We start from the raw sequence: 25344 nt of genomic DNA on the forward strand, positions 1-25344 counted from the left end.
GTAGATGTCCTTCAGTAATTAAAAATATTTTATTTACCCAAGGTGCATATTTTTCCACGGCTCGAAACCAGTATTTAAAAATTTCCCAATCTCTATAACGAGCCTCAGAATTTAGAATTACATTAGCTTCTTTGGCATACTTTGCTTTAGAAGCCTGCCAAACGGGATCATTTCCATCCACCCAAGTAACAACAAAATCTATTTTTTGCATAATTTTTATTTTCTCTTTATCAGTGATTCATATACTATCTCAAAATTTTGAATATATGTATCTAAGGAAAAATAAGTATTCTGACGATTAACTGATTTATCAGAAAGTTCATTGAGCTTTTCAGGATTGCTTAATAATTCTTTAATAACATTACTTAATAATTGGGTATTTCTTACTTCAACTAAAGAACCATTATCAGTTACCATTTCAGTTATGCCTCCATGTGCATAACCAATTACAGGTTTTCCACAAGCCATGGCTTCTAAAACAACTGTTGGTAGAGGATCTGGATTTGTACTCGGTAATACAAAAATATCAAATAAATTATATAATTTCACTGTATCTTTTTGAAAATCAAGTAAGATAATTCGTTTATAAGACTTTAAATTTGCAATTTTTTCTTTTAGTTGCTCAAGGCGCCATTCTTCACCTTCAAAGACGCCACCAACAATAACAGCATAAAGATTTTTATTTTCTTCCAGTAATGGTTCTATAGCATCTAAAAAATCTCCTTGCCCTTTCCAAGCATTAATACGGCCAATCATACCAACAACCTGACTATTTACAGGAATATTTAGTTCTGATTTATACTGCTCCACTTGTGTTCTAGGCAAAGGGAAATATTTATAACTATCTACACCATTATAAATAGTTTGAATATATTTATCTGTTTTAAAGAAACCGGATTTCAGATAAGAATCCTTAACTGCATTTGAAACCGTAACGATCTTATCTGCACTTTTCGCTAAAAAAAATGAAATAAGTTTATAAATAAATTTAGGAGATACAATAATTTCATGTACATGCCACAATAAGGGAATGTTTAGCTTATACGAAATATACATACCTTCTAAAACAGCTGTTGTATTGTTATGAATTAAAGAAATATTATGCTCTTTCGCAAATTTCAATAATTCATTTGATTTAGAAAAATAAGAACAAAAGTAACTAAAAATACCTTTAGGATTAAAATATTTTCTTCTTAAAATAGGATAATCTATAACGAATACTTTTACCCCAATAGCTTGTAGCTCTTCAACTAACACACCATCACAAGGTAATACAACATATGGCATAAATTTAGTTTTATCTAAACCTTTTATAAGATCTAATAAAACCTTATCTGCACCATACATCTCCGCCCCAGCGTGCAAATATAAGACATTAATCATTACTTAAATCTTCTCCACCTGCATTAAGCCAATTCACCGCATCAAAATACTTTCTATACGTTTTAAGATCAATACCTACTGATTCATCATTTTGATTATGTCTAAAAAAAACTAAATTTTTTAAATCAGTATAATTTTTAGAGCTGAATATTATCTTCCCTTTGATAGGTAGATTATCAAATTCTTTTAGCAACTCATAAGAACCTTTATCATTGTCATTCATTTTAAAAAATAAATTATTCCAGTGTATACGAGATTTTCGTCTATCCCATTTTTTTCTTGCTTCATTTTCATGAAGAATAATGTAAAAAATGAATCTCGACATCACCTAAATCTGCAATAGGATAACGGTTATCAAAATTTGATATATGAATCGAATCTTTTTTAAAGACAAGATCATAACTCATATATTCCTTAAAATTTTTTATTAATTTGAGATAATCAGGACTAAATATAAAAAGTCCAACAAAAGGAGAAGAATAAGATATACCTAATTCTTGATAAACCTTACCGCCCCAACAATTATCACTAATAATAGTGAAATTAGGATTTTTTAACTTTCTTCTATAAAAAAAATTAATTATTGGATAGATTAATTTCTTTGCTGCTCTCTAAATTCCATACTTACCCTAGTAAAGATTCATACTGGTTTACAATAAACTCCCAAGAAAATTTTTCTTTAACCCTTGAAAAAGCTTTGCTTTGAAACTGATAAATTTCACCTATATCTAGTAATTCAGCACTTTCAATAACTGTTGATAAGTTATCTTTCTTCCAATAAATTGCAGAATCTTCTGCAACTTCACGGTTAAAACCAACATCAAGTAACAAATTTAGTTTTGTTGAAGCTAAGGCTTCTAGTAAAGAAGGATTTGTACCACCTACTTCATGCCCATGAAAATAAGCAAAAGCATTTTCTCGAATATATTTTAGTAAATTTTGATCATAAACCGTTCCAACAAATTTAACTCTAGGATCTTGATCAAATTTAGTTTCTGCTTTTAATTTTTCAAAAAAACTATTTTTCTCTACATTCGTAATTAAAACAAAGTCTTTCTTGCTATTCGACTTAATAAATTCTCTCAACATTGATGCATAATTATTCTCTGGAACAAAACGGCCAACAACTAAATAATAGCCGTTTTCAGAAATATTTTTCTCTTGAAACCATTTTCTTATTATTTCACTATCTGATGAAAATGTTGATTTACTTAGATCTGTTCCATAAGCAATATATGTAGTTTTAGGCCTAAATCTTTTATATTCGTCCTGAATATATAACTCAATATTTTTACTATCACATACTAATAGATCTGCATGCTTTACCATGAGAGATTCAGAAAATTTCCAATATTTTCGTACCGGTAGACTCCATTTTTCTCTCAACCACTCATGACCATCAGGATTAACAAGTAAACGTCCTCCAATAGATTGGATTTTTTTCTTGAAATAATGAATAAATGGTCCAATACGGCATGCAAGCACATAAAAATCTGGTGCCACATCATTATTCTCTATAGCTAATTTAATAGCTTTATTTAAAGCTACAACATCATAGTAAATAGCCTTTGCGGGACCTATATTAGGCACATCAACATTAAAGCAAGTTGCACCATTATGTTCGAAAACATCCAAATTTATACCTGACTTTAACGAGTTTTCTCGCATACATGCTACATAATATTTGATATTTTTGCATTGTTGATATTCAGTTAATTTCTCAACAAATGTTTCAAACCCACCATAATTAGCAGGAATACCTTTTGAACCAATAATATATACATTTTTCACAATATTTACTCTTTATCTTCTAGACGTCGGCTTTGCTTAAATAAATAATTCATAATTAATACTAACGCTGATAATAATCCGCCAGCGACAGCACCACCAAGTAAGATAAATAAACGTTTCGGTTTATCCTTCACTACAGGATAATCCGGACTTACCTGATAACTAACCGCTTGTCCCTCTAAACTCTTAACTTCCTCTTGCAATGAGTTTAATTGTTTTAGGCGAGAGTAAAGTAATTTAAGTTGTAAACGCGCATAGTCATCCCCATAAGTGAGTAACTCTGTTGTCGTATTTAGTTGCACAGATTGAGGTTGTCTCGTGATTGAACTCTCTCTTTGAGTAACTTGTGATTGATTATTATCAACCGATGAAATCTTCAGATCTTTTTTCGATTCTAATAATGTTTCAATTTCTTCTTTTTCTATTGCCAAGCTCTCTATTTTTTGTACTATTTGGGCTTGAAAATTCGCTTTATCTAGATCGAATGCTTTTTTACTTACATAAGCGATAAATTGCGACAATGTTTGTTGAGCTGACAACGGTGTTTCGCTAGAAAAACTTATTCTATTACCGAACATATCTTGATTTTTCTTAGGGGCGGGTCTAACAATTGCCGTTTTCACAATAGATAGATCAGATAATACTTTTCTTTGAGTATTTTCATCTAAATCGACAGTTAAGCGTTTATACTCATCAGATTGAATAAAAAAAGCCCGTCTTTCATTTTGGGAAAATGTTAATCGCTCAAACTGAGCATAAAGATTTGTTGATATAGAATCAAATGTTACATTTTGTTCATTTGCCATTTGTGCAAAGCGTAATTTGGCATTGGCATAACGACCAACTTCCGTTGCTGTAGGAGGAATAACTTCAGCTGATGAAGTCCATTGTTCTTTTGCGGTGAAAGCATATACACCGGCAATTGCCGTGAATACAAAAGTAGAAATAAGAATCCAAATTTTCTTATCCCACAACACTTTAATTAATTCAATTAAATCGATTTCATCATTTTTTTGTTCTACTAAATTTGACATTTAATCCTCGTTTGTAATACTGTTGGCATAATTAAAAAATAGTTACTTTTATTGAAAGATAAACAGACCCTATTATTAACAAATATTTTTTCTAATTCTGTTATAGAAATGACCGCACTTTGATAAAAATGTAAAAAAACTAGCGATATAAAATCGTTTTTAAATAGTCATCCGTTAAAATAAACTCAGGATCTTTTCCACTAAGTTTATTCGTTAATGGGATTATTTTTGTTCTCACTCCCATTCCACGAGCTTCAACATAACCATAATCTCTGAGAATCTCCATAATAATTGGATTTCTTGCTGAACGCTGACCTGAGATCATTTTAAAAATAGTCATTGAGTTAGGTAGTTTCCCGGGACTTAGAATTTCTAAGCGATCAGAATAAATAACTAAATTAATATCTTCAAATCTTGTCCAATCTCTATGTGAAAACGCATTCAGTAACAATTCACGAATAACATCGGGAGAGTAGAAATATTTAGTTACCCTTCTTAAGCCATCTAATGCATTTTCTTCTTCAGAAATAAATGGATTAATACTTTCTAATATGCGCTCTAAAAGACCATTATCGATGATCTCTTTACCGCCATCTTTTCTTGCAAGCAAGGAACCGTCAAGAATAATATCTAATTTTGCTTGATATTGCATATCAAGAGAATCAAAAACCATTACTCGAATACCTGCTTGGCGCAAATAACGTCTAGGTTTTTTACCAAATAACACTAAGCCTGCAATTGTACAATAAGTTTGATTTGCAACTTGTGTTAGAAATCCTAGTCCTAATAAACGCTCTATCCATTCTTGTTGATTAGAAGGTAAAAAGGGATCATTGATAATATCTCGTAAATAATTTTCTAAACGTGCAAAATCGAGGCAGTTTATATCCGTTCTTGGCACGGCTAATAACTCAGTATGCAGCATTCCACCTAGTTCATATAACCGTCCAATTTGCTCCCTTGTTGCAAGGCAAGACGCTGTGCCCATTCTAACGTAAATATCCTCTCTACCTTTATCTCTTACTACATAAGGCTTTGATGTACCTTGGGGAAAGGTAATAATGGCGACTTTTTTATCGTCAATAGATACTTCTTCATAAAAAGGCAGAATAGTGGGATGAATTTTATCTCTAAATACATTCATTACCCATTCTTCAAGATTTTCTTTTTGAATACCCGATATAGAACCATCATCTTCTACACCAAGCAAAACCATCCCACCCATGAAATTAGCTAAGGCAACGATCTCTTTCGCTAATTGCTCAGGGCGAATATCATCCCGTTTAAATTCAATGCCTGAATTTTCACCATTAGAAAGGATTTCTAGTAATTCGTCTTTTTTCATTATTATCTCTCGTAAAGTGGAATTACAGTTTCCACCTTACCACTCTAAGCAACTGTATCTCTATTTTGATTTTACATCACGAATAATTAACTGCTTGAGTAATTCATCAAAAGCAAATAATCGTTGTAGTTTTCTTAAAAATCTACGCCCGGTAATCAATTTTACCGCTTCAGCTTTAAATTCCGCACTAAAGGTTCTTCTAGGTCTTCGCATTTTTGTATCCTCATTTTGGGTTAAATTTTACCACTTATTGAGGACTGCGAGATTAGAACTTGTTGATGTTTTGAGGCTGTAAAATCACCAATAAGTGTTTATTTAATATCCCAGCATGGCAGAGCCATACTGGGTTACGCATAAATCAGCCCCTTTGGGGCTGAGAATTAGAGTGGCAAAGCCACTCAACTATGCGTAACCTAGTACGCATTTTACGTGCTAGGTATAAAATAGTATATTTTATAAGCATAAAACATCAACAAGCCTTAGTGTACCACTACATTCCTTTGTAAAACTAATCAAACATTCAATATCATCAGACTCTACAGAATTTTCTTTGAATGCCAATCTAAATAAGTTATCCAATGGACTATCAAGCAATTGAGAATTTTCCAATATTTTGGATTTCACTCTTTCGTATCCTATAAATTTTATTAACAACAATAAGGCTAATTCAAAAGTATAGACTCTATTCTCAAACTCTTTAGAAAATTCCGTCTGCTGTACAGCTCTTAAAAATCGCTTATCCCCTGTAGCTAAATAGGCGGAAGGATTTTCAATTATTTTTGTAGCTAAAATAGCTTCTCCAGAATCAATATCACTAACAGTGTTAAATTGCTCTAATAACTCTATATCTATAGAAGAGATTTTTTGAAATTGAGCAACTAATTCTAATATTGGTCGATGTATATCAGTATCCCTTGTATATTTCTTTAACTGCGAGGGCAAAGAATAGGTTGTTGATTCTGTAATATAAACTTGACTATTTTCCAATCCCAATGACTTTAAAAAATCAGGCAACAGCCCCAATAAACCTAATTTAACCAAAATATCATTATCAGATAACAACAACATTCTAAGCAGCCTTATTTAAAGAGGACGTAATAACGCGCATAGGGTGTTTAAAATCCCCCATTGTCTCAAAATTCAATCTTTCTAACATTGCCTCTTTACATATCGAAGGATCATTTGAGCTAATATTTAACTTCTCTTTGATAATATTTAATGCCAACTTAGCTAAAACCCAATTACCCATTGAATGACCAATATTTAATACTAAATGAGCGGGATCGATATTCCTTTCTTTTCCTGTTGCAATACAAGCCTCCGCAATAGAACGAGGATTACGGCTTCTTGTTGTAAAATGATAGTTCGAGCCTGTTAGAATTTCCAAGGCAATGTTATTAGCCTCTTTCTCATTTTGTTCAATGCCTTCCGGAGAAATACGCTCATCAATCACTATACTCTCTTTTGTATGCCCAGCTAAAATATGACCTAGTTCGTGCGCTAAATCAAATACTAGATAACCATATTTATTCTGACTTGTTAAAATAATCACCGGACGATTATTTATTTCTATAGCAAGCCCTTGCATTTTTTTATAATTTTTGAGATTTAAATGTAGAACTGGAATACCTATTTCCCAACAAAACTCTACTAATGTACGAAAGTCGATCCACTTATTGCCGCGAGAAAGTAATATTTCACGTACTTTCTTTGCCGTTAATCCATCATAACGTTTTTCTGCACTAAAGCCTCGTAAAGTCGCTTTTGCAGCAACAGTTGATAGTGCAACTGCTATATCTAATTCAGCAGTATTTATATTACTTTTGGCTTTAAAATTAGATAATGGTAAATCAAAATAAGCATTCTCTTCTGATATAAGAGATTTCAAATTAATACTTAATGATTTAGATAATAATGCAGCAGCCTCTAAAAAACCCGATTGTGTTTTAGCAATATTATCATTCCACCATTCAGGTAAAATAGCTTGGATATCTTTCTTTTTAAAACCTAATGCTATAATTTTATTATATAAGGTTTTCATTTCAAATTGACTTGTCATAAAAAACCTCCTTATCACAATTCATCTCGAATAAATTTTCTAACTGGATTATTTGTAGTGCTCAACTATAAAGATAGAAAAATCTCTCGCCTATAAAAACCTTATTCCAACACCACTTTACCAATAAATCCTAAATTACGGTATTTTTGTGCATAATCAATACCATAACCCACTACGAACTCATCAGGGATTTCAAAGCCAACCCATTCGACCGGGACTTGAACTTCGCGGCGTGATGGTTTGTCCAATAAGGTACAAATCGCCAAACTTTTAGGTTCGCGTAAATTTAGGATGGCACGGACTTTTTCTAAGGTGTACCCCGTATCAATAATGTCTTCTACAATGAGCACATGCTCACCTTTAATATCACCGCTTAAATCTTGGCTGATTTTGACATCATGATTTGTCGTCATACCGCTGCCGTAACTTGAGGTTGTCATAAATTCAATTTCAACAGGTAACTTCAGTTCTCGAACCAAATCTGCCATAAACATAAATGAACCACGAAGAAGTCCAACAACAATCAATTTATCCACTTGATTTTGTTTATAAAATTCTGTAATTTGCCTGCCTAATTCATGAATTCTGGTACGTACATTCTCTTCAGAAATTAAGACTTCAACATGATGTTTTTGCATAAAAAAACCTAATAATTTTCTAACCTATGGTAAATATCAATGGGTATCATAAAGATACGCTTATTATATCTATTTCTCGCCGCCTCATGCAAACACAATTGCCTAAACAAATATCCGCTAAGCAGATAGAGTTTGAGTCAGCAATAAATTCGCAATAGTTTGAACGCCAATGCCTGTCGCACCTGTTGCCCATAAATCGCTAGATGACTTGCGATAAGTAGCTGAGCAATCAATATGTAACCAATTTTTTTGGTAATTTTTAACAAAATAAGATAAAAAGGCGGTTGCGGTACTCGCACCGGCACTTACGGCGACCGAGCTTGTATTAGAAATTTTTGCAAACGAAGAGCTAATTTGCTCACGATGAAACTCTTCAAAAGGTAAACGCCAGAATGGTTCTTGTTCTTCATTAGCTGCATGTAGTAAAGCAGAAACCAATTGGTCATCAAGAGATAGTATAGAATGATAGTCATTTCCTACGGCAATTTTTGCGGCACCTGTCAAAGTTGCGGCATCTAATATAAACTTCGCATTTTGCTCACTCGCTAAAATTAAACCATCGGCTAAAACTAAACGCCCCTCCGCATCTGTATTCATAATTTCTGCGGTAACGCCATTGCGATAGGTAATCACGTCACCGAGTTTAAATGCATTGTGACTGACCATATTTTCTGCGCAACATAAATATAATTTCACTCGTTGCGTCAATCCGCGCGCAATAGCCAGTCCTAATGCGCCTACTAATAATGCGGCTCCCCCCATGTCGGATTTCATGCTTTCCATAAAATTACTGGGTTTAATACTGTAACCGCCACTGTCAAAGGTAATCCCTTTTCCTACTAAACATGCTAATACTGGGGCATTTTCGTCTCCTGTTGGATTGAAATCCAGTTGTAGCAAGGCGGGGGGATTTGCTGAACCTTTCCCTACAGTCCAAATCCCTTGATAATTTTGTTCTAATAAGGTTTCTCCTGAAATGACTTCAAATTTGACCGCACTTTCGCGTTCAACAAGTTCAGCCTGTTCAGAAATAAAATCAACGGATCGTCTCACCAATTCAATAGGGGTAATAATAGATGAAGATAAGTTGATGGTTTCTCGCACAAAATCCCCACACTGAATTCGGGCAAGCAGTTCATCATGATCTTCGCCTAACTCAGGGAATTCCACCGCCCAATCTTGTTTGGCTGTATAAAAGCCTTGATAAAATGCCCAGCAATATTCTAATTGCCAAGATTCGCCCACTAATTCTACGTCATTGATCCCCTGTCCTCGTAATTTCCGTGCGGCTTTTTGGACTAATGTGCGGTGATTTTTTTCGTTATTTTGGTCAAGATGAATCATCGCCTGTTCGCCATTAAAACTTAACAAGGCATTATCGCCCCAAACTTGAGGTGCTTTTTCAGTTGAAAGTAAAATCTGCATTGCCATATAAAATTCCTAAAAAGAAAAAGTAATAAAGGGGAGTAAATTATAGATTTAGCCTAAGCCGGAAGAGTGGTTTTGATACACCATAAGCGTTACAAAAAGGGGAAATGAAATTACCAACAATATCTATGATGGCAATAACCGCGCCCGTAACCGACTCCCACTGCAATATTAGGATTAACTCGCATTACCGGGCTTTTTCTTGATTGCTGATCACTTTGGTTTACCGGAGTATCAACTTGTTTTGGGGATTTCATCCGCTCTGCCAGTGGCACAGTGTTACCGCTGTAAACTTTAGCATTATACTCTTGCACCGCTTGCATATCTAACGGCGCTTTGGGTTGATTTTGCGGTGTGGTACAAGCGGTTAAAATACTAAATAAACTAATCAATATCTTCTGCTTCATACTATTTCATTTATCTATTATTTTAGCGGCAAATTACGTTTTCTAAGAAATCACCGCGCTCTGATATATTTTTTTCAACGATTTTTTTACCGTCACGTTGTTCTTTTTTACGAATTTCTTCTAATAATTTAGGATCTTTGATATTAAAAATCGGTGCATATTGAACGTTTTTAGCACCACCTTTTGACACATCAGCTCCCACAACGGCAGCATAGTAATCTCCCGTCTTGGAGTCTTTGACATAATAAATACTGGAATCTTTTAACTCAACTTCGCGCCCACCAACAAAGGCATAGCAAACACCCGCTCCCGAAGAATAAACCGAATGAGAAGTATAATTTTCACCATACCCATAAACTTCAAAGTGAATATTATCCTGCCTATTAGCTGATTTACCGCCCATTTGAACCTCCTGCCCATTGATGGTATAGGCAGTAGCATTATTACCAACCTTATCTGCTCCGTTCACAGTTGCAGAGCTTTCTGAAATATGGATATTTATTTCAGCAAATGACCATGTTGGTATTACTATTGCTATCAAAAATGCGATCATGCTTAAAGATGCTCGTAATAGTTTCATGCGTCCCCCCCCCTAAGTTGTCACTACTCAATACAATTTCAAAGGAATATTATCAGAATTACACCAATAAAGTTCTGTTAATACATCAAGTCAAATAAGAGTTATATTCGATAGTGCCGTTTTCAGTCCTTTAAAATAAAACCATTAATCCTGTGTGGGGATTATATCAATATATTAATTTTTAGACAATTTTCTTTAGTTTGCCAAAATTTATTTATGTTTGACCGCCTCTTGCTCTATAGCAGCATCACGCGCCGAACGAATTGATCGCTCAATTAATTCTCGGCGGCTATCGTCTTCCGGCATTAATTTCAACATCATCGCCCACGTAACCGCCGCCATTTTATACTCTTCTTTGGCAAAGTAATAAAATGCCAATAAACCTAATGCCTGTAAATTACGATGATCTTGGCGAATCACCTCTTTTAATAAGGTTTCGCCTTGTAATTTTTCGTTGTCATTATCAGACATCATTAAAATACGCGCGAAAGATAATTTATACTCCAGATTGTTCGGATCTTGGCCAACCGCTTTTTCATAGGCGGAAAACGCTAAATGACCATTATTCAATGACATACCAATTTGTCCTAAAGTCCACCAACCTTTCGGATCCTGTGGTTCTTTCTGTAATTTTACACGAAGTGCGGTGGCAAATTGCTGCAATTCTTCATCGCTTAATGGGTTCTCATCTTCCGTTTTAATGCGCTCGTAGAAATAAGGCAATTTTTCATAAGCTTTCTCAAACATCGCCTGTTGTTGCCAGGCACCTTGTTTAAAATACACTACACCTGCAATAATCAACAACCCCAGAAAACCGGAGACAAACCAAAGTTTTCCAATAGTTCTATCGCTATTTTTTGCCGCGATTTTTTCAGCACTTAGCGCACTTTCATCAGGAATATCTTCCAGTAAAGTTTGCTGTAATTCCGTTTTCAATTGAGAGACATTTTCAAGCAAACCTTGTGCTTCATCACGTTCAATTTCTTTCAAACGTTCAAAATAAAATGCCTTATTGAGTTCATCGCGTTGTGTATTCGTATTTTGCGTTGTATTTTTCAACAAAGGATAAAAACAAATCAACGCCACAATAAAGGTTAATAAAGCGGCAATTAACCATAACATCATAAATTAATCCTTCTTATCCAATAAGCTTTGCAGACGCTTTTCCTCTTCTGCTGATAAATCCACATAATCAAAAACGGCTGAATTTTTCACCGCACTTTCTGCGCTACTTGTCTTACGGCGAAAAACAAAAAAAACACCTAAGACAACAAAACATAAAGGTAATAACCAAAGCCATAGTGTTGCAGGGGTCAAAGGAGGATTATAGGTGACAAAATTACCATAACGCTCGATCATATAGTTCACAATATCGTCTTTGCTTCGCCCTTCATTCAACAACTCGAACACTTTCGCCCGCATATCTACTGCGATAGTCGCATTACTGTCCGCAATATTATTATTTTGGCATTGGGGGCAGCGTAGCTCTTGTGTCAAACTGTGGTAATCACGCTCTTGCTGCGCAGATTTAAATTCCAACGCATCAATAGCGGCAAAACTGCTTATTGCTGTTAAAAGTGCGGATAAAATTAAGCCAACTTTCACTAACTTCATGACTACTGTCCCATTAATTGTTCATAAATTGGTTTTAGTTTTTGTTCCCACACTTTGGCGTTTACATCTCCGGCGTGGCGATAATGAATAATGCCTTTACCGTCCACAATAAAGGTTTCAGGCGCACCATACACGCCCAAATCCAAGCCAAAAGCCCCTTTTTCATCTTTTAACACAATTTGATAAGGATTTTTTAACTCTTTTAACCACTTGATCGCTTTATCGGTTTTATCTTTATAATCCAATCCAATAATTGTCACGCCTTGTGCGGCTAATTCATTTAAATATTGATGTTCCGCATAACAAGTTGGGCACCAAGTTGCCCACACATTAAGTAAAATCGGTTTTCCTTGCTGGAAAATAGCATTACCGTACTGCTTACTTTCATCGAATAAATCAACCAATATTTTGCTCGGTACAGGTTTTCCGACTAAAGCACTTTCTAACGCCTTAGGATCATCGCCTTGAGCATTACGCTGTAATTGCACAAAAAAAGCCACAATTAAGGCGAAGAAAAGAATGAAAGGTAAAAAGAATTTTTTATTTATCATTTATTTTGCCAATATTTTTGAAAAACGATAACGGCGATCAAATAGACAAAGAACGCCCCCTAATGCCATAAATAATCCCCCTAACCAAATCCAGCGGATAAAGGGCTTATAGTAAAGTCTCAATGCCCAAGCACCCTCACCAAGGCTTTCGCCCAGTGCGACGTAAAGATCGCGCGTTAAGCCCCAATCGATTGCAGCTTCGGTCATGGTCATTTTACTGACTTTATAGAAGCGTTTTTCTGCAAAAAGTGTGGTTTCGTATTGACCATTTTTAGTAATTTCCACTTCCGCTTTGCCGCCTAAATAGTTCTGACCATTGGCATCTTGAATACCTTTAAATTGGAACTGATAACCTGAAATGTCTACGCTATCGCCCACTTGCATTCTCACATCTCGCTCAATGCTGTAATTTTGACTTAGGGTTATGCCCCAAATCGTCATGGCAACCCCTAAATGTGCTAAAACCATTCCCCATTGGGAACGAGAAAGCTTCGTTAATCCCAAAAAGAAATTTGAGCGGTGCGTTGCGCGTTGATGGAGTTCATACAACGCCAGCAACACAATGATTGCCACCATCATTGTGCCAAGCACGGCGCTGACTGTTAATTTGTCTTGTAAGAAATAAGGTAACACAAAACCCAATATTGCCATCAACAATACCGAAATAATCACCGGTTTTCGGATAGCTGAAAATTGATCTCTACGCCATTTTACCAAGGGCCCGATACCCAAGAGCAATGCAAATGGCGTACAAATAATCAGGAACATTTGATCAAAGAACGGCGCACCAATAGAAATAGAGCCCAAGCCTAATTGTTTATGTACTAAAGGCAAAAGTGTTCCTAGCAATACCACGGAAAGTGCGGTCATTAATAAGATATTATTGAGCAACAACATGGTTTCGCGCGAATAACGTTCCGCATTATCACGAGAACGAATTTGACTGCCCTTCAACCCATAAAGCACCAAAGATCCGCCAATAACCACGATTAAATAAGCGAGAATATACAAACCGCGTGTAGGATCTGATGCAAACGCATGCACAGATACTAAAATGCCTGAACGGACTAAAAATGTGCCCAATAAGCATAAGGAGAACGCTAAGATCGCCAATAACACCGTCCACGCTTTAAACGAACCGCGCTTTTCGGTTACCGCAAGACTATGTAGCAACGCTGTCCCGACTAACCAGGGCATCAAAGAAGCATTTTCTACAGGGTCCCAGAACCACCAGCCGCCCCAGCCCAATTCGTAATAAGCCCACCACGAGCCAAGCACAATCCCTAAGGTTAAAAATACCCAAGCGGCCATCGTCCAAGGACGTGACCAACGCGCCCAAGCGGTATCCAGTTTGCCTGTCATCAAAGAGGCAATGGAAAAAGCAAAAGCCACAGAAAAACCTACATACCCCATATAGAGCAATGGAGGATGGAAAATTAACCCTACATCTTGCAATAAGGGATTTAATTCTCGTCCATCTACGGGGAAATCCGGGAAGGTTCGGGTGAATGGATTAGAGGTAAATAAAACGAAAATGAGAAAACCAACACTAATCAGCCCCATAATCCCTAATACGCGAGCAACGGCTTCTTGTGGTAATGCCCGACTAAACTTCGCCACCGCTGCGCCCCATAAAGTAAGCAACCAAATCCACAGCAATAACGAGCCTTCATGCGATCCCCAAACGGCGGATAAACGATATTGCATAGGTAAATTGCTATTCGAGTTGTTAACCACATATTGTACCGTGAAATCATTCACCGCAAAGGCATAAAACAACGTACCAAAAGCAAGGGTTAAGGTAAAAAATAAGCCGTATGTCATTGGACGAGCTAAGCGCATTAATTGAACATTGCCCTTTTCGGCTCCCCATAATGGAAAAATGGCGAGTAGCACTGCTACCGCTAAACTTAACGCTAAAGCAAAGTGACCTAATTCAGCAATCATTGTTGACCTTCTTGCATTATTTTTTCATTGCGATCACGTTCGCTTTCACCTTTCAAATCCTGTTCACTAATCCCCATTGGCTTGTGAGCTTTTTTTAGTTGTTCATCTAATTCCGGAGGGACATAGTTTTCATCATGCTTCGCCAATACTTCTGTCGCTTGCAAAACAGTGGGTGAAATTAACACGCCTTGCGCGACAATACCCTGCCCCTCACGAAATAAATCAGGCAATATACCCTCATATTCAACCGTAATGGCCGGACCAATATCATTGACATCAAATTGTACTTTTAAACTTTTGGCATCACGTTTTACCGTTCCTGCGACAACCATCCCCCCTACACGAATACGCTGTCCCACTTCAGGTTTGGTGCTTTCATCATTATGTTTACCATACAATACTTCTGTTGGCGTATAAAATAAATCAATGTTTGAGCGTAAAGCATACATAATGAGCCCTGATGCCACTGCAATACCTAGCACCACAAATAAAATCAAACTTAAACGCGATTTACGTCTTGGATTCATAGTCCACTCCCTGCTTTCATATTTTTTAAGCGTGCTTCACGCACTTGTTCACGTTGTATATCTCGTAAAATAGCCTTTTTTCCTTTGTAACTCAGCACAATAAGCCCGAGAATGACCATGAAGGAAATAGCATAAGACAGCCAAACATAAAAGCCATAGCCACCCATATCCCAGAAATCACGCCAAGATTGAAAAAACATATTTCTCTCCTAAATAACTTAATTTTTGACCGCGCTTCTTACTTCACCAACGCTTTCACCCAATGGCGTTTCATTTCGTCACGCAATAAGGCATTGCGATAACGCACTAAGGTTAACCAAATGGTTAAACACATAAAACCGAAAATACTGAAAATTAATGGAATTAGCATCGGTGTTGCAATAGAGGGTTTCTCTAATTTAGTAATACTGGCACCTTGGTGCAGCGTATTCCACCATTCCACCGAAAAATGAATAATCGGCAAGTTAATGACGCCCACCACACACAGCACAGCGGCAGCTTTCATGCCTTTGCTACGTTCAGAGAAAGCAGAATAAAGAGCCATTACGCCTAAATATAAGAAAAATAAAATTAATTCAGCCGTTAAACGCGCATCCCAAACCCACCAAGTTCCCCACATGGGTTTACCCCAAATCGCGCCTGTTACCAAGGCTAAAAAGGTAAATACTGCCCCGATAGGTGCCATGGCAATTACAGACAGGTGAGCATTTTTAATTTGCCATACTAAACCAATCAGCGCCGCCACTGCCATAGAAGCATAAACCCCCATAGACCAAATAGCGGTGGGTACATGAACATACATAATTCTAAAGCTATTGCCTTGTTGATAGTCTGCCGGAGCAAAAGCCAGCCCCCACACAATCCCGACAACAAGTAGAAGCACCGTCAACACGGCAAAAAACGGCACAAATTTACCGCATAATACATATTGAGTTTCAGATTTGGCATAAGGATGAAGCCACTTCCACATAATCATTCCTTTAATTGTCTAATGAAATTCGTAATGCCGCTGCAATAGCAAAAGGCGAAAAGGTTAATACTGTTACTAAAATCGCACCTAAAATCGCTAACTGTCCGTGATATGGCAAATTTAATGTTGCCGCATCCAGCACGGACGCCGAAAAAATCAGCACGGGAATAAATAACGGTAAAATAATTAAGCTTAATAATACGCCGCCTTTGCGTAACCCTACGGTTAATGCCACACCAATAGCACCTAGGCAACTTAAAACCGGCGTCCCCACTAATAAAGTTAACACTAATGCCCACCAAATCGATATATCAAGGGAAAGTAATAATGCTGCGATCGGCGATAATAAAATTAAAGGAACGCCTGTTAACAGCCAATGTGCAATCACTTTTGCCAACGCCGTTATGGCTAAGGGTTGTGCCACTAACATCAACTGCTCCAATGAACCATCAATAAAATCATCGCGAAATAAGCGTTCAAAGGATAATAATGCAGAAAGCAAGGCGGCAACCCAAGCGACACCGCCGGCAATTTTACCGAGTAACTTCGGATCCGGGCCAATAACGAGCGGAAACAAGGTAATGACGATCAAGAAAAACCATAACGGATTTAAAATTTCCGCTTGCTTTCTCATGGCAATGCGTAATTCTCGTTTTATTATTTCTAAAAATATCATTCTGCTAAAAACTTAAATTGTTCTAACCGCACTTTTTGCAGTTTTTCACTTGGCACATCTTGATGACTTGTTAATATGACAATGCCACCTTGTTCACAATGTTGTTCAAAATGTTGAGTTAATACACTCACACCCGATTTATCAATCGCATTAAAAGGCTCATCTAAAATCCAAAGAGGGGCGTTTGAAAGCCATAATCTTGCCAATGCAATACGTTTTTGCTGCCCGGCAGAAAGTTGACTTGCCGGCAAATCTTCACGCCCCAGCAACCCAACGATTTCAAGTGCTTGCCAAACAATCTCATCACCTTGTTTGCTACGACTCACTTGTTGATAAAAAGACAGATTTTCCCACGCGGTTAATTCAGGTTTTACCCCTGATTGATGCCCCAGATACAGCAAATCCGCATAATAATTTTCACGATTTGTCCTAATTTCTTCTAAATTCCACCGCACTTTGCCGGCCAAAGGCCACGCCAACCCGGCCAAAATACGTAGTAAACTGGTTTTTCCGATACCATTATGACCTTCAATTTGTACAAAATCCCCTGATTTGAAACGCAAGTTCAAATCAGTGAACAAAATTTTATCACCACGTTGGCAAGCAAGTTGTTCAATGTCTAATTGGAACGTCATGGGAACCTTAAAAAATGTCGGATAATTCTCGATATTATGTCACAGCTACACAATGGAAAGAGATTCTAGCATAAGCAGAAAGAATCTCGTAGTTTACAACAGGGACTGAATATAACTATTTAGTGGTAAATTAAACTCTTTTTGAATTAGATCAAGAAACAAGGGCAGAGATAAACTCTGCCCTTATCATTCATGACAAAAAATAATTAATAACCTTCTTCGTGCATATTTGGCAAGAATTCTGCCTGTTGAATCCGTTTCACGCGGGTCACAATATCACCATTCCCATGAAGCTCAATTTCGCGCCAACCGGGCTGCAATGTATCCAATGCAAAATGATTGCTATCAGGCTTAAATTGAACACAAGTAGAAGGCGTTGCCATTAACTGATAGCCATGCCATTCCGCATCCATCTGTTGATGGATATGACCATGTAGAATTCCTTTCACATTACGAAATGGCGCCAATGTTTGCGCAAGCTCTTCTGAATTTCGCAAATTATGTTGATCCAACCACGCTGAATTTGTCGATAAAATATGATGATGTAACACCACCAACGTATAACGTTCAGGATGCTCTTTCAGCTTAGACATAACCCAATCAATTTGATATTGCCCAAGATGTCCATGCGGCACACCAAAAACTTGGCTATCCAACATTAATACTTGCCAAACATCACCTAGCAACAAATGTTTACGTGAATCAACGCAACCGTGCCCAGCATTTAAATATTCCTGCATTTTAGGCTGGAAATCATGATTTCCAGGTAACCAAAATACGGGCTTATTCAATGTATTCACACGTTCACAAAATCGAAGATACCCCTCATCGGAACTATCCTGCACAATGTCCCCAGTTGCTAACATTAAATTAAAATCAAAATCCGTTTTCTCAATTTCCCTTAGCACCTGATCGAAACTAGCTAGTGTATTAATACCAAGCAGTTCACCGTTTTCATCCTTGAACAAATGGGGATCCGTTATTTGAACAAGGCGTATTATTTCGGCCTTGGTATTATCAATATAGGTATTACGCACAATCCCCCCTTTTTTTACAACAACTTTTGCTACCTAAGAATCGGTACCATAAAACTCTACTCTTTCAGAAAAATTTTTCATCCTAAAAAAGAAAAAAATGCGACAAAGATCGAGTTTTTTTTAATTTTTTGTTGATATTTTATTCGTTATTAACACCATTCTTGCTGTAATCGCTGATAGTTCAGTTGCAACCATTGCAAACCAATGACGGCAATTCCATTATCAATTTTTCCTTGTTCAACCCATTGATACGCTATTTCTCGACTTACAACATGCACTCGAATATCTTCATGCTCTTCCGCTAAACCATGTATTCCTTTTGCTTTAGAGCTGTCAACTTTTCCTGCAAATAAATAAATACGTTCCAAGGTTCCGCCCGGACTATCCCACACACTCAAGGCGGGTTGTAGATTGTCGATCACAACCCCGGCTTCTTCTTCACTTTCACGCAACGCCACATTTTCAGGCGTTTCCCCGTCTTCCACCATTCCAGCGATTAATTCAAACAACCAAGGTGAGGTAGATAATTTCGGGTCATAAGCACCAATACGAACTTGTTCCACTAACACCACTTGATCTCTTTGAGGATCGTAGGCGATAACTGCGGACGCGGCGCCTTTGATCAATAACTCGCGTGTAACAACACCGCTCCAACCGCCGGCAAATAACTTATGACGGAATTGCACTCGGCGCATATCAAAAAAACCCTCATAGAGTTTTTCACTACGAATAATTTCTATGTCATTTTGAGTAAATTGTTTAATTTCAGACATCCTTTTACCTAATACCACATTCATTCTAGGATTTGTTCATCTTACTAAAAAAATAAACATTTTTTTCATTTTTTATGCAAAAATTTGAACTGTCTCACAAAATATTTACAGAATATTTTACCGAATGTTTCAAATCAACGGACTGTAACCGCTTTTCTGCAAGCTGAAAATAGCGCGCTGTTGTTAATCCGTTTCCTGAACTAAATGCCGCTAAATAAAAAGGCAATTCAGCGGTAAAAATTAATTCACCTACCGGGCAATAAGCAGAATGCAAACTTAATCGCTCAGGATTGTGTTTCACTTCGCTTAATTTCACAATACCAACACCTTGTGATTTCAGTACAGCTTCACGCAAGCACCAAATCTGATAAAAAGCTTGCTCTTTGTCTTGTTGCTGTTCAAACCATTGAATTTCATTTTCAGCGGCAAAATGATGTAAAAGTGCAGCGAAATTTCTCGATTTTTTGGGAAATTCAATATCAATACCGACGGCACATTCTCCTTGCTCTACTACATTTAAAATGACGGCTACCCAATCGCCCGAATGTGTCATATTAAAATCAATATGGTTAACAGGAAATTGCGGACGGCCGCTTTGAGTTCGAGTGATTTGAGATAAAAGTGCGGTAGGGATTTGTGCTATTTTACAAAGTTGCCACAACAAAAAATGCGCCAGTTTACGACATTCATAACGCTGTAAAACGCGTGGATTGCCTTGTGGCACAATACGTAATTGTTCAGGCAACAAGTCAGCAGGAATCTCTTGAAAAGAATAGTTTTTTTGAATATTTCCCCACGCAATAAAAACCGCCATAAGGATCCCTAAATTGAACAACATTATTATAAGCGTAGGGACAGGGTTTATCCCTGTCCTAGACCGTTAACAAACCTAGCACGGCTCGTGCTAGGTTATTTCTCAAATAAAAACTACTTCGTAAGCAAACTATTTACGCGTTTAATAAACGCCGCTGGGTTTTCAAGCGTGCCACGTTCAGACAGCATAGCTTGTTCGAGTAACAACTCAACCCAATTCGCAAATTCCGTTTCATCCGTTAAATTCGCCACTTTTTGCACTAACGGATGTTCCGTATTAAGCTCAAAAGTATATTTCACTTCTGGCACAGGTTGACCACTCATGGCAAATAACTTCGCCATTTGTGTCGTCATTTGATCGTTATCTGTTGACACTACTGCCGGCGTATCCGTTAGGCGGTGCGTAATGCGAACATCTTTAACACGTTCGCCCAGCAAGGTTTTCACACGCTCCACAAAAGAACCAAACTCCGCATCCTGCGCTTTTTGCTCATCCGCGTCTTTATCCGCTAAATCGCCTAGATCAATATCCGCTTTCGTAATGGATTGCAACGGTTTGCCGTCAAATTCGGTTAAATAGCTCAGCATCCATTCATCAATACGATCTGAAAGTAACAACACTTCAATATCTTTTTTGTTGAATAATTCTAAGTGCGGACTATTTTTCGCGGCGGTGTAACTGTCTGCCGTAATATAATAAATGGCTTTTTGCCCGTCTTTCATACGCGCCACATAATCAGCTAAAGCAAGGGTTTGCTCACTACTGTCTGTTTTTGTCGACGCAAAACGATAAAGTTTGGCAATTTGTTCACGGTTAACAAAATCTTCGCCCACACCTTCTTTTAACACTAAACCAAATTCTTTCCAGAAAGCGAGATATTTTTCGCTATCATCTTGCGCTAATTTTTCTAACATCTGTAATGAACGTTTGGTCAAGGCTTTGCGCAATGCGGCAGTGGTTTTATTATCTTGCAAAATCTCACGAGAGACGTTTAGCGGTAGGTCATTACTATCCAAAAGACCGCGCATAAAACGCAAATAATTTGGCATAAACACTTCCGCATCATCCATAATAAACACGCGTTGTACATAAAGTTTCAAACCGTGTTGCTGCTCGCGATTAAATAAATCCCAAGGTGCTTTTGACGGCACATAAAGCAAGCTGGTATATTCTTGATTGCCCTCAACTTTGTTATGCGCCCAAATTAACGGATCCGCAAAATCGTGGCTCAAATGTTTATAAAATTCTTTATATTCATCATCCGAGATCTCGCCTTTAGCACGAGTCCATAAGGCTTGCGCCTTATTGATTTTTTCCCATTTCACGCCTTGCTCTTTGCCCTCGTCATCATAATCTTTTGTTAAGATTTCCACCGGCAAACCAATATGATCCGAATATTTACTGATCACTTCGCGTAAACGCCATTCGTTTAAAAATTCTTTTTCATCTTCACGCAAGAAAAGGGTAATTTCTGTACCACGCTCTTTTTTCTCAATATCTTCAACAGAATATTCACCTTCACCGGCAGAAATCCAAAGCACGCCTTTATCCGCACTTTCGCCGGCCGCACGGCTGCGCACTTCCACTTTATCCGCCACAATAAATGCCGAATAGAAACCAACCCCAAATTGCCCGATTAACTGGCTATCTTTTGCGGCATCCGTACCAAGTGCGGTTAAAAATTCTTTCGTTCCTGATTTCGCAATGGTTCCCAAATGAGAAATGATTTGTTCACGGTTCATCCCAATACCGTTATCTGAAATAGTTATCGTGCCTTTTTTCTCATCAAATTTGATCCGCACTTTTAAATCGCCATCGCCTTCATAAAGTTCTGGCGCAGACAACGCTTTAAAGCGCAATTTATCCGCTGCATCTGAAGCGTTTGAAATCAGTTCGCGTAAAAAAATCTCTTTGTTGGAATAGAGAGAATGGATCATTAATTGAAGAAGTTGTTTAACTTCTGTTTGAAAACCGTAGGTTTGTTGTTTTGACATGATTATTTCCTTGAAAAATAAATAGAATGTGAATGTTAAATAAGAATAGAAATCGATTTTTCAAGGGAATAAATATAAAAAAATGCGATCGCCTTTATTAACGATCGCATTTTCTGAATAATAGCAAAATTAGAATGAATAACGCACGCCAACTTTCGCGCCGTATTGATTGATTTTCACATCTTCTACTTTGCCTAAGTGGTTATATTCTAATGCAGCGTTCACATCCCATTTTGGTGCAAAATTATAGGTTGCGCCTACAACCGCGCCATAGCCTACTTTTGTGCTAGAATCAGATAGCTCTTCGCGTTCAGTGCCTCGTGCTGTAGTTTCCACATTAGTTTCATCTAACTTCACGTAGTTAGTTGCAATACGCGCGCCGACATAAGGTTTAATTTTTGAATTTAAGTTAATGTCATAGTATGCAGCTAAGCCTAAACCATACGCTTTTAATTCAGCATCACCGGCAACGCTACCACCTGAATAGTTAACTTTATATCCTTGATCAGCTTTACCATAGTAAGTGTAATCAACAGCAAAACGCCAGTCATTGATTTTATAACCTACGGCTAAACTTGGTGAAAATGTGCTGTCATTGAATTCTTCAACCGCCAAACCTGAAGTTTTTAATTTGGAATAACCAAGATTGCCTTCAACATACCAATTCGCGCTTGCCGCTGTTGAGAATGTTAATGCGCCTAAAACGAGTGCTAATGCTGTTTTTTTCATAAAAATACTCCTTTGTATATTAAATAAAGCAGCCTATTATACATAACAATATGATCTTATTACAAATATTTTTAGCTCATTTTTTCTAAGGGCTTTTTACATTGACGACAAAAATAAACCGCACTTTCTCGTATAATGCGATTATGACGGCGAATACTCAGTTGATGTTCTTGACAAGCACAACGATAAGCAAAAGTTTGCCCTTGTACCGATTGCACATCAAATTGATGGCAAGTATCTGGCGGCAACTGAAACACCTTTTCCATCACCCCTTGCCATTCTTTTCCGTGCGGTTTCACGCACCCAAATAATTGATACACAATTAAGTGTGCCAATTCGTGGGGAACCACTTGATGAATAAATTCTTCAGGATTTTCCAACAATAAAGTGCGGTTAAATTTAATCGTATTTTGTTGCAAATAGGCTACACCCGCTTTTACACCACGAATATCGTAACTCACTTCAGGCATTGAGAAAGGACGATTAAAATAGTGCTCAGCCATTGCCAAACAAGCGGACAAACGGCGTTGTATTTGCATTTTGAGTTGGCGAAAATTTAGCGTGGTCATTTCATTGATTAAATTTACAGTTAATTGTATAATTTACGCGCTGTTAAAAACAGTTGGTGGCAGGGAAAAATGCAAAATCCCTGCTGGAACAGGGATTTTTGTGTTTTTGCTCTGCTTGTGTTTCACACAATATAAGGAGCAGTAAATGCGAATTTATTTTTCTTGTACCGAGGGTAAATTGCATATTGCAGTCGAAATCGACTACAGATTCATTGTAGCGTTGATTTCGTTGTTATGTCAATAACCTGACACCATAATAAAAAACATCTGTTTCCGCTCAATTGAAAGATCGAGCGGTTTTCTTTTAATTATAAGTCAGCTGCCGCGCGCAAATCTGCTGCACGATCAATTTTTTCCCAAGGGAATTGTTCGCGGCCAAAGTGACCATAAGCGGCAGTCTCACGGTAAATCGGTTGAATTAAATCAAGCATCTTGATTAAACCATAAGGACGCAAGTCGAAATGTTCACGCACAAGTGCCACTAACAATTCATCTGCTACTTTGCCCGTTCCAAAAGTTTCCACCATAATGGATGTTGGCTCAGCCACACCGATAGCATAAGAAAGTTGAATTTCACAACGATCTGCTAATCCAGCAGCAACAATATTTTTTGCCACATAACGCGCTGCATAGGCTGCTGAACGGTCAACTTTTGACGGATCTTTACCCGAAAATGCACCGCCACCATGACGTGCTGCACCGCCGTAAGTATCTACAATAATTTTACGCCCGGTTAAACCACAGTCCCCCATTGGGCCGCCAATCACAAAACGCCCCGTTGGGTTAATGAAATATTTTGTGTCTTTGCTTAACCATTCTGTCGGAAGAATAGGTTTGATAATTTCCTCCATTACCCCTTCGTGAACCTCTTTTTGACTCACGTGTTCCGCGTGTTGAGTTGAAAGTACCACTGCATCAACGCCGACAATTTTATTATTTTCGTATTTTAGGGTGACTTGACTTTTTGCATCCGGACGTAACCAGTCTAATGTACCATTTTTGCGCACTTCTGCTTGGCGTTGCATTAAGCGGTGCGCATACGTAATTGCCGCCGGCATAAAGACGTCGGTTTCATTGGTCGCATAACCAAACATAATTCCTTGGTCGCCTGCGCCTTGCTCTAATGGATTTTCGCGATCAACCCCTTGATTAATGTCTTGAGATTGTTTACCGATAGCATTCAATACCGCGCAAGAATGACCATCAAAGCCCATTTCAGAATGTTTATAACCAATATCACAAATCACTTGGCGTGTTAAATTTTCAATATCCACCCAAGCAGAGGTCGTGATCTCACCGCCCACTAACGCCATACCGGTTTTCACATAGGTTTCACACGCCACGCGCGCTTTAGGATCTTGCTTTAAAATTTCGTCTAATACCGCATCAGAAATCTGATCGGCAATTTTGTCAGGATGCCCTTCAGAAACTGATTCAGATGTAAATAAATAAGATGACATAACCGTTCCTTAAAAAATCATTTAGAAGTATAGACGGCTATAATAGACTTTTTTAATAAAAAGGCAAGTAATTTAATCACAGACTGCTGACAAAATTTTACTTAATAATCTGAAATATTTTGATTTCAAAAATATCTTGATGTGAAATGACTGTAGGGACACACTGCGTGTGTCCGTCATCAATATTTTTTACAACTTTTTGATTGAATTAATATTTTCGGACACACGCAGTGTGTCCCTACAATGTTATTTGATGTTTGTCAGCAGTCTGAGTGGCTTTGCCACTCTAATTCTCAGCCCCCCATCACTATGTAGGAAAAGCACAAACATGAAATTTTGATTCATTTGGTGTGCTTTTGCTATTTTATTGATATTTTTTCTTA

The 25344-nt window shown here is 37.4% G+C and carries 30 protein-coding genes; all 30 read right to left on the reverse strand.

Going from position 1 to position 25344, the window contains the following annotated elements; all coding sequences use genetic code 11:
- A partial coding sequence (locus Q0O89_RS07235) for a Stealth CR1 domain-containing protein (protein ID WP_293731027.1) occupies window positions 1-211 on the reverse strand: 211 nt, incomplete at its 3' end.
- A gap of 5 nt (window positions 212-216) precedes the next feature.
- Window positions 217-1383: a glycosyltransferase family 4 protein gene (locus tag Q0O89_RS07240; protein ID WP_293731028.1), complete on the reverse strand. Its 1167-nt coding sequence runs from the start codon at window positions 1381-1383 to the stop codon at window positions 217-219.
- A complete protein-coding gene (locus Q0O89_RS07245; protein ID WP_293731030.1) occupies window positions 1376-1708 on the reverse strand; it encodes a DUF1919 domain-containing protein in 333 nt (110 codons plus the stop codon). The genes Q0O89_RS07240 and Q0O89_RS07245 overlap by 8 nt, the downstream gene beginning before the upstream one ends.
- Window positions 1674-1976 (reverse strand): DUF1919 domain-containing protein, encoded by a 303-nt coding sequence (locus tag Q0O89_RS10530; protein ID WP_366516026.1) that lies wholly within the window; start codon window positions 1974-1976, stop codon window positions 1674-1676. Before Q0O89_RS10530 ends, Q0O89_RS07245 begins: the two co-directional genes overlap by 35 nt.
- A 31-nt stretch (window positions 1977-2007) precedes the next feature.
- Complete coding sequence (gene cps2T / locus Q0O89_RS07250) at window positions 2008-3174, reverse strand: beta 1-4 rhamnosyltransferase Cps2T (RefSeq protein ID WP_293731031.1); 1167 nt, start codon at window positions 3172-3174, stop codon at window positions 2008-2010.
- A gap of 5 nt (window positions 3175-3179) precedes the next feature.
- Window positions 3180-4208, reverse strand: a complete 1029-nt coding sequence (locus Q0O89_RS07255; RefSeq protein WP_293731033.1) for a Wzz/FepE/Etk N-terminal domain-containing protein — start codon at window positions 4206-4208, stop codon at window positions 3180-3182.
- 139 nt (window positions 4209-4347) lie between these two features.
- Window positions 4348-5553 carry an RNA-binding domain-containing protein gene (locus tag Q0O89_RS07260; protein WP_293731034.1) on the reverse strand — a complete coding sequence of 402 codons (1206 nt, stop codon included), beginning with the start codon at window positions 5551-5553 and terminating at the stop codon, window positions 4348-4350.
- Window positions 5554-5613: 60 nt separating this feature from the next.
- Window positions 5614-5766: a hypothetical protein gene (locus Q0O89_RS07265; RefSeq protein ID WP_293731035.1), complete on the reverse strand. Its 153-nt coding sequence runs from the start codon at window positions 5764-5766 to the stop codon at window positions 5614-5616.
- A gap of 240 nt (window positions 5767-6006) precedes the next feature.
- Window positions 6007-6621, reverse strand: coding sequence for a hypothetical protein (locus Q0O89_RS07270; RefSeq protein ID WP_293731036.1), 615 nt, complete (start codon window positions 6619-6621; stop codon window positions 6007-6009).
- A gap of 1 nt (window position 6622) precedes the next feature.
- The gene (locus tag Q0O89_RS07275; protein ID WP_293731037.1) at window positions 6623-7612 is read right to left on the reverse strand and encodes an ImmA/IrrE family metallo-endopeptidase; all 990 of its coding nucleotides are present in this window, start codon (window positions 7610-7612) and stop codon (window positions 6623-6625) included.
- 101 nt (window positions 7613-7713) lie between these two features.
- Window positions 7714-8250 (reverse strand): hypoxanthine phosphoribosyltransferase, encoded by a 537-nt coding sequence (gene hpt, locus Q0O89_RS07280; protein ID WP_293731038.1) that lies wholly within the window; start codon window positions 8248-8250, stop codon window positions 7714-7716.
- 117 nt (window positions 8251-8367) lie between these two features.
- Window positions 8368-9675, reverse strand: coding sequence for an aminopeptidase PepB (pepB, locus tag Q0O89_RS07285; RefSeq protein WP_293731062.1), 1308 nt, complete (start codon window positions 9673-9675; stop codon window positions 8368-8370).
- A 116-nt stretch (window positions 9676-9791) separates the two neighbouring features.
- Complete coding sequence (locus tag Q0O89_RS07290) at window positions 9792-10085, reverse strand: hypothetical protein (protein ID WP_293731039.1); 294 nt, start codon at window positions 10083-10085, stop codon at window positions 9792-9794.
- A gap of 22 nt (window positions 10086-10107) precedes the next feature.
- Window positions 10108-10665, reverse strand: a complete 558-nt coding sequence (locus Q0O89_RS07295; RefSeq protein ID WP_293731040.1) for a hypothetical protein — start codon at window positions 10663-10665, stop codon at window positions 10108-10110.
- A 210-nt stretch (window positions 10666-10875) separates the two neighbouring features.
- The gene (ccmI, locus tag Q0O89_RS07300) at window positions 10876-11790 is read right to left on the reverse strand and encodes a c-type cytochrome biogenesis protein CcmI (protein ID WP_293731042.1); all 915 of its coding nucleotides are present in this window, start codon (window positions 11788-11790) and stop codon (window positions 10876-10878) included.
- A 3-nt stretch (window positions 11791-11793) separates the two neighbouring features.
- Window positions 11794-12279: a cytochrome c-type biogenesis protein gene (locus Q0O89_RS07305; RefSeq protein ID WP_293731043.1), complete on the reverse strand. Its 486-nt coding sequence runs from the start codon at window positions 12277-12279 to the stop codon at window positions 11794-11796.
- Between the two features lie 2 nt (window positions 12280-12281).
- Complete coding sequence (locus Q0O89_RS07310; RefSeq protein ID WP_293731064.1) at window positions 12282-12827, reverse strand: DsbE family thiol:disulfide interchange protein; 546 nt, start codon at window positions 12825-12827, stop codon at window positions 12282-12284.
- Window positions 12828-12830: 3 nt separating this feature from the next.
- Window positions 12831-14777 (reverse strand): heme lyase CcmF/NrfE family subunit, encoded by a 1947-nt coding sequence (locus Q0O89_RS07315; RefSeq protein ID WP_293731044.1) that lies wholly within the window; start codon window positions 14775-14777, stop codon window positions 12831-12833.
- Entirely contained in the window at window positions 14774-15304 is a 531-nt protein-coding gene (ccmE, locus tag Q0O89_RS07320) for a cytochrome c maturation protein CcmE (RefSeq protein WP_293731046.1), read from the reverse strand. The genes Q0O89_RS07315 and ccmE overlap by 4 nt, the downstream gene beginning before the upstream one ends.
- The gene (gene ccmD, locus Q0O89_RS07325; protein WP_293731047.1) at window positions 15301-15504 is read right to left on the reverse strand and encodes a heme exporter protein CcmD; all 204 of its coding nucleotides are present in this window, start codon (window positions 15502-15504) and stop codon (window positions 15301-15303) included. The genes ccmE and ccmD overlap by 4 nt, the downstream gene beginning before the upstream one ends.
- Window positions 15505-15542: 38 nt before the next feature.
- Window positions 15543-16274 (reverse strand): heme ABC transporter permease, encoded by a 732-nt coding sequence (locus tag Q0O89_RS07330; RefSeq protein ID WP_293731049.1) that lies wholly within the window; start codon window positions 16272-16274, stop codon window positions 15543-15545.
- Between the two features lie 10 nt (window positions 16275-16284).
- Window positions 16285-16950: a heme exporter protein CcmB gene (gene ccmB / locus Q0O89_RS07335; RefSeq protein ID WP_293731051.1), complete on the reverse strand. Its 666-nt coding sequence runs from the start codon at window positions 16948-16950 to the stop codon at window positions 16285-16287.
- Window positions 16947-17585: a cytochrome c biogenesis heme-transporting ATPase CcmA gene (ccmA, locus tag Q0O89_RS07340; RefSeq protein ID WP_293731052.1), complete on the reverse strand. Its 639-nt coding sequence runs from the start codon at window positions 17583-17585 to the stop codon at window positions 16947-16949. The genes ccmB and ccmA overlap by 4 nt, the downstream gene beginning before the upstream one ends.
- A gap of 206 nt (window positions 17586-17791) precedes the next feature.
- Window positions 17792-18622, reverse strand: coding sequence for a 3',5'-cyclic-AMP phosphodiesterase (gene cpdA / locus Q0O89_RS07345; protein ID WP_293731054.1), 831 nt, complete (start codon window positions 18620-18622; stop codon window positions 17792-17794).
- A gap of 149 nt (window positions 18623-18771) precedes the next feature.
- Complete coding sequence (nudF, locus tag Q0O89_RS07350) at window positions 18772-19395, reverse strand: ADP-ribose diphosphatase (RefSeq protein ID WP_293731055.1); 624 nt, start codon at window positions 19393-19395, stop codon at window positions 18772-18774.
- 94 nt (window positions 19396-19489) lie between these two features.
- Window positions 19490-20209, reverse strand: a complete 720-nt coding sequence (locus Q0O89_RS07355; protein ID WP_293731056.1) for a 4'-phosphopantetheinyl transferase superfamily protein — start codon at window positions 20207-20209, stop codon at window positions 19490-19492.
- A gap of 113 nt (window positions 20210-20322) precedes the next feature.
- Complete coding sequence (gene htpG / locus Q0O89_RS07360) at window positions 20323-22206, reverse strand: molecular chaperone HtpG (RefSeq protein WP_293731065.1); 1884 nt, start codon at window positions 22204-22206, stop codon at window positions 20323-20325.
- 126 nt (window positions 22207-22332) lie between these two features.
- Window positions 22333-22932, reverse strand: coding sequence for an OmpW family outer membrane protein (locus Q0O89_RS07365; protein ID WP_115637467.1), 600 nt, complete (start codon window positions 22930-22932; stop codon window positions 22333-22335).
- A gap of 71 nt (window positions 22933-23003) precedes the next feature.
- A complete protein-coding gene (locus Q0O89_RS07370; protein ID WP_293731059.1) occupies window positions 23004-23501 on the reverse strand; it encodes a SprT family zinc-dependent metalloprotease in 498 nt (165 codons plus the stop codon).
- A gap of 308 nt (window positions 23502-23809) precedes the next feature.
- Complete coding sequence (gene metK, locus Q0O89_RS07375) at window positions 23810-24961, reverse strand: methionine adenosyltransferase (protein ID WP_293731060.1); 1152 nt, start codon at window positions 24959-24961, stop codon at window positions 23810-23812.
- Between the last annotated feature and the right edge of the window lie 383 nt (window positions 24962-25344).

Source organism: uncultured Actinobacillus sp., assembly GCF_945915845.1.
Lineage (GTDB): Bacteria > Pseudomonadota > Gammaproteobacteria > Enterobacterales > Pasteurellaceae > Exercitatus.

Bases quoted from the DNA above. Each gene is read 5' to 3' on its own strand.
- Q0O89_RS07295 (WP_293731040.1), bottom strand. From the start codon at position 10,665: ATGAAACTATTACGAGCATCTTTAAGCATGATCGCATTTTTGATAGCA.
- ccmE (WP_293731046.1), bottom strand. From the start codon at position 15,304: ATGAATCCAAGACGTAAATCGCGTTTAAGTTTGATTTTATTTGTGGTG.
- Q0O89_RS07255 (WP_293731033.1), bottom strand. From the start codon at position 4,208: ATGTCAAATTTAGTAGAACAAAAAAATGATGAAATCGATTTAATTGAA.
- Q0O89_RS07275 (WP_293731037.1), bottom strand. From the start codon at position 7,612: ATGACAAGTCAATTTGAAATGAAAACCTTATATAATAAAATTATAGCA.
- Q0O89_RS07365 (WP_115637467.1), bottom strand. From the start codon at position 22,932: ATGAAAAAAACAGCATTAGCACTCGTTTTAGGCGCATTAACATTCTCA.
- Q0O89_RS07305 (WP_293731043.1), bottom strand. From the start codon at position 12,279: ATGAAGTTAGTGAAAGTTGGCTTAATTTTATCCGCACTTTTAACAGCA.
- Q0O89_RS07240 (WP_293731028.1), bottom strand. From the start codon at position 1,383: ATGATTAATGTCTTATATTTGCACGCTGGGGCGGAGATGTATGGTGCA.
- Q0O89_RS07315 (WP_293731044.1), bottom strand. From the start codon at position 14,777: ATGATTGCTGAATTAGGTCACTTTGCTTTAGCGTTAAGTTTAGCGGTA.
- Q0O89_RS07355 (WP_293731056.1), bottom strand. From the start codon at position 20,209: ATGGCGGTTTTTATTGCGTGGGGAAATATTCAAAAAAACTATTCTTTT.
- ccmB (WP_293731051.1), bottom strand. From the start codon at position 16,950: ATGATATTTTTAGAAATAATAAAACGAGAATTACGCATTGCCATGAGA.
- ccmI (WP_293731042.1), bottom strand. From the start codon at position 11,790: ATGATGTTATGGTTAATTGCCGCTTTATTAACCTTTATTGTGGCGTTG.
- Q0O89_RS07370 (WP_293731059.1), bottom strand. From the start codon at position 23,501: ATGACCACGCTAAATTTTCGCCAACTCAAAATGCAAATACAACGCCGT.
- ccmD (WP_293731047.1), bottom strand. From the start codon at position 15,504: ATGTTTTTTCAATCTTGGCGTGATTTCTGGGATATGGGTGGCTATGGC.
- Q0O89_RS07245 (WP_293731030.1), bottom strand. From the start codon at position 1,708: ATGTCGAGATTCATTTTTTACATTATTCTTCATGAAAATGAAGCAAGA.
- nudF (WP_293731055.1), bottom strand. From the start codon at position 19,395: ATGTCTGAAATTAAACAATTTACTCAAAATGACATAGAAATTATTCGT.
- Q0O89_RS07265 (WP_293731035.1), bottom strand. From the start codon at position 5,766: ATGCGAAGACCTAGAAGAACCTTTAGTGCGGAATTTAAAGCTGAAGCG.
- Q0O89_RS07260 (WP_293731034.1), bottom strand. From the start codon at position 5,553: ATGAAAAAAGACGAATTACTAGAAATCCTTTCTAATGGTGAAAATTCA.
- ccmA (WP_293731052.1), bottom strand. From the start codon at position 17,585: ATGACGTTCCAATTAGACATTGAACAACTTGCTTGCCAACGTGGTGAT.
- Q0O89_RS07330 (WP_293731049.1), bottom strand. From the start codon at position 16,274: ATGTGGAAGTGGCTTCATCCTTATGCCAAATCTGAAACTCAATATGTA.
- Q0O89_RS07290 (WP_293731039.1), bottom strand. From the start codon at position 10,085: ATGAAGCAGAAGATATTGATTAGTTTATTTAGTATTTTAACCGCTTGT.
- Q0O89_RS07270 (WP_293731036.1), bottom strand. From the start codon at position 6,621: ATGTTGTTGTTATCTGATAATGATATTTTGGTTAAATTAGGTTTATTG.
- pepB (WP_293731062.1), bottom strand. From the start codon at position 9,675: ATGCAGATTTTACTTTCAACTGAAAAAGCACCTCAAGTTTGGGGCGAT.
- metK (WP_293731060.1), bottom strand. From the start codon at position 24,961: ATGTCATCTTATTTATTTACATCTGAATCAGTTTCTGAAGGGCATCCT.
- hpt (WP_293731038.1), bottom strand. From the start codon at position 8,250: ATGCAAAAACATCATGTTGAAGTCTTAATTTCTGAAGAGAATGTACGT.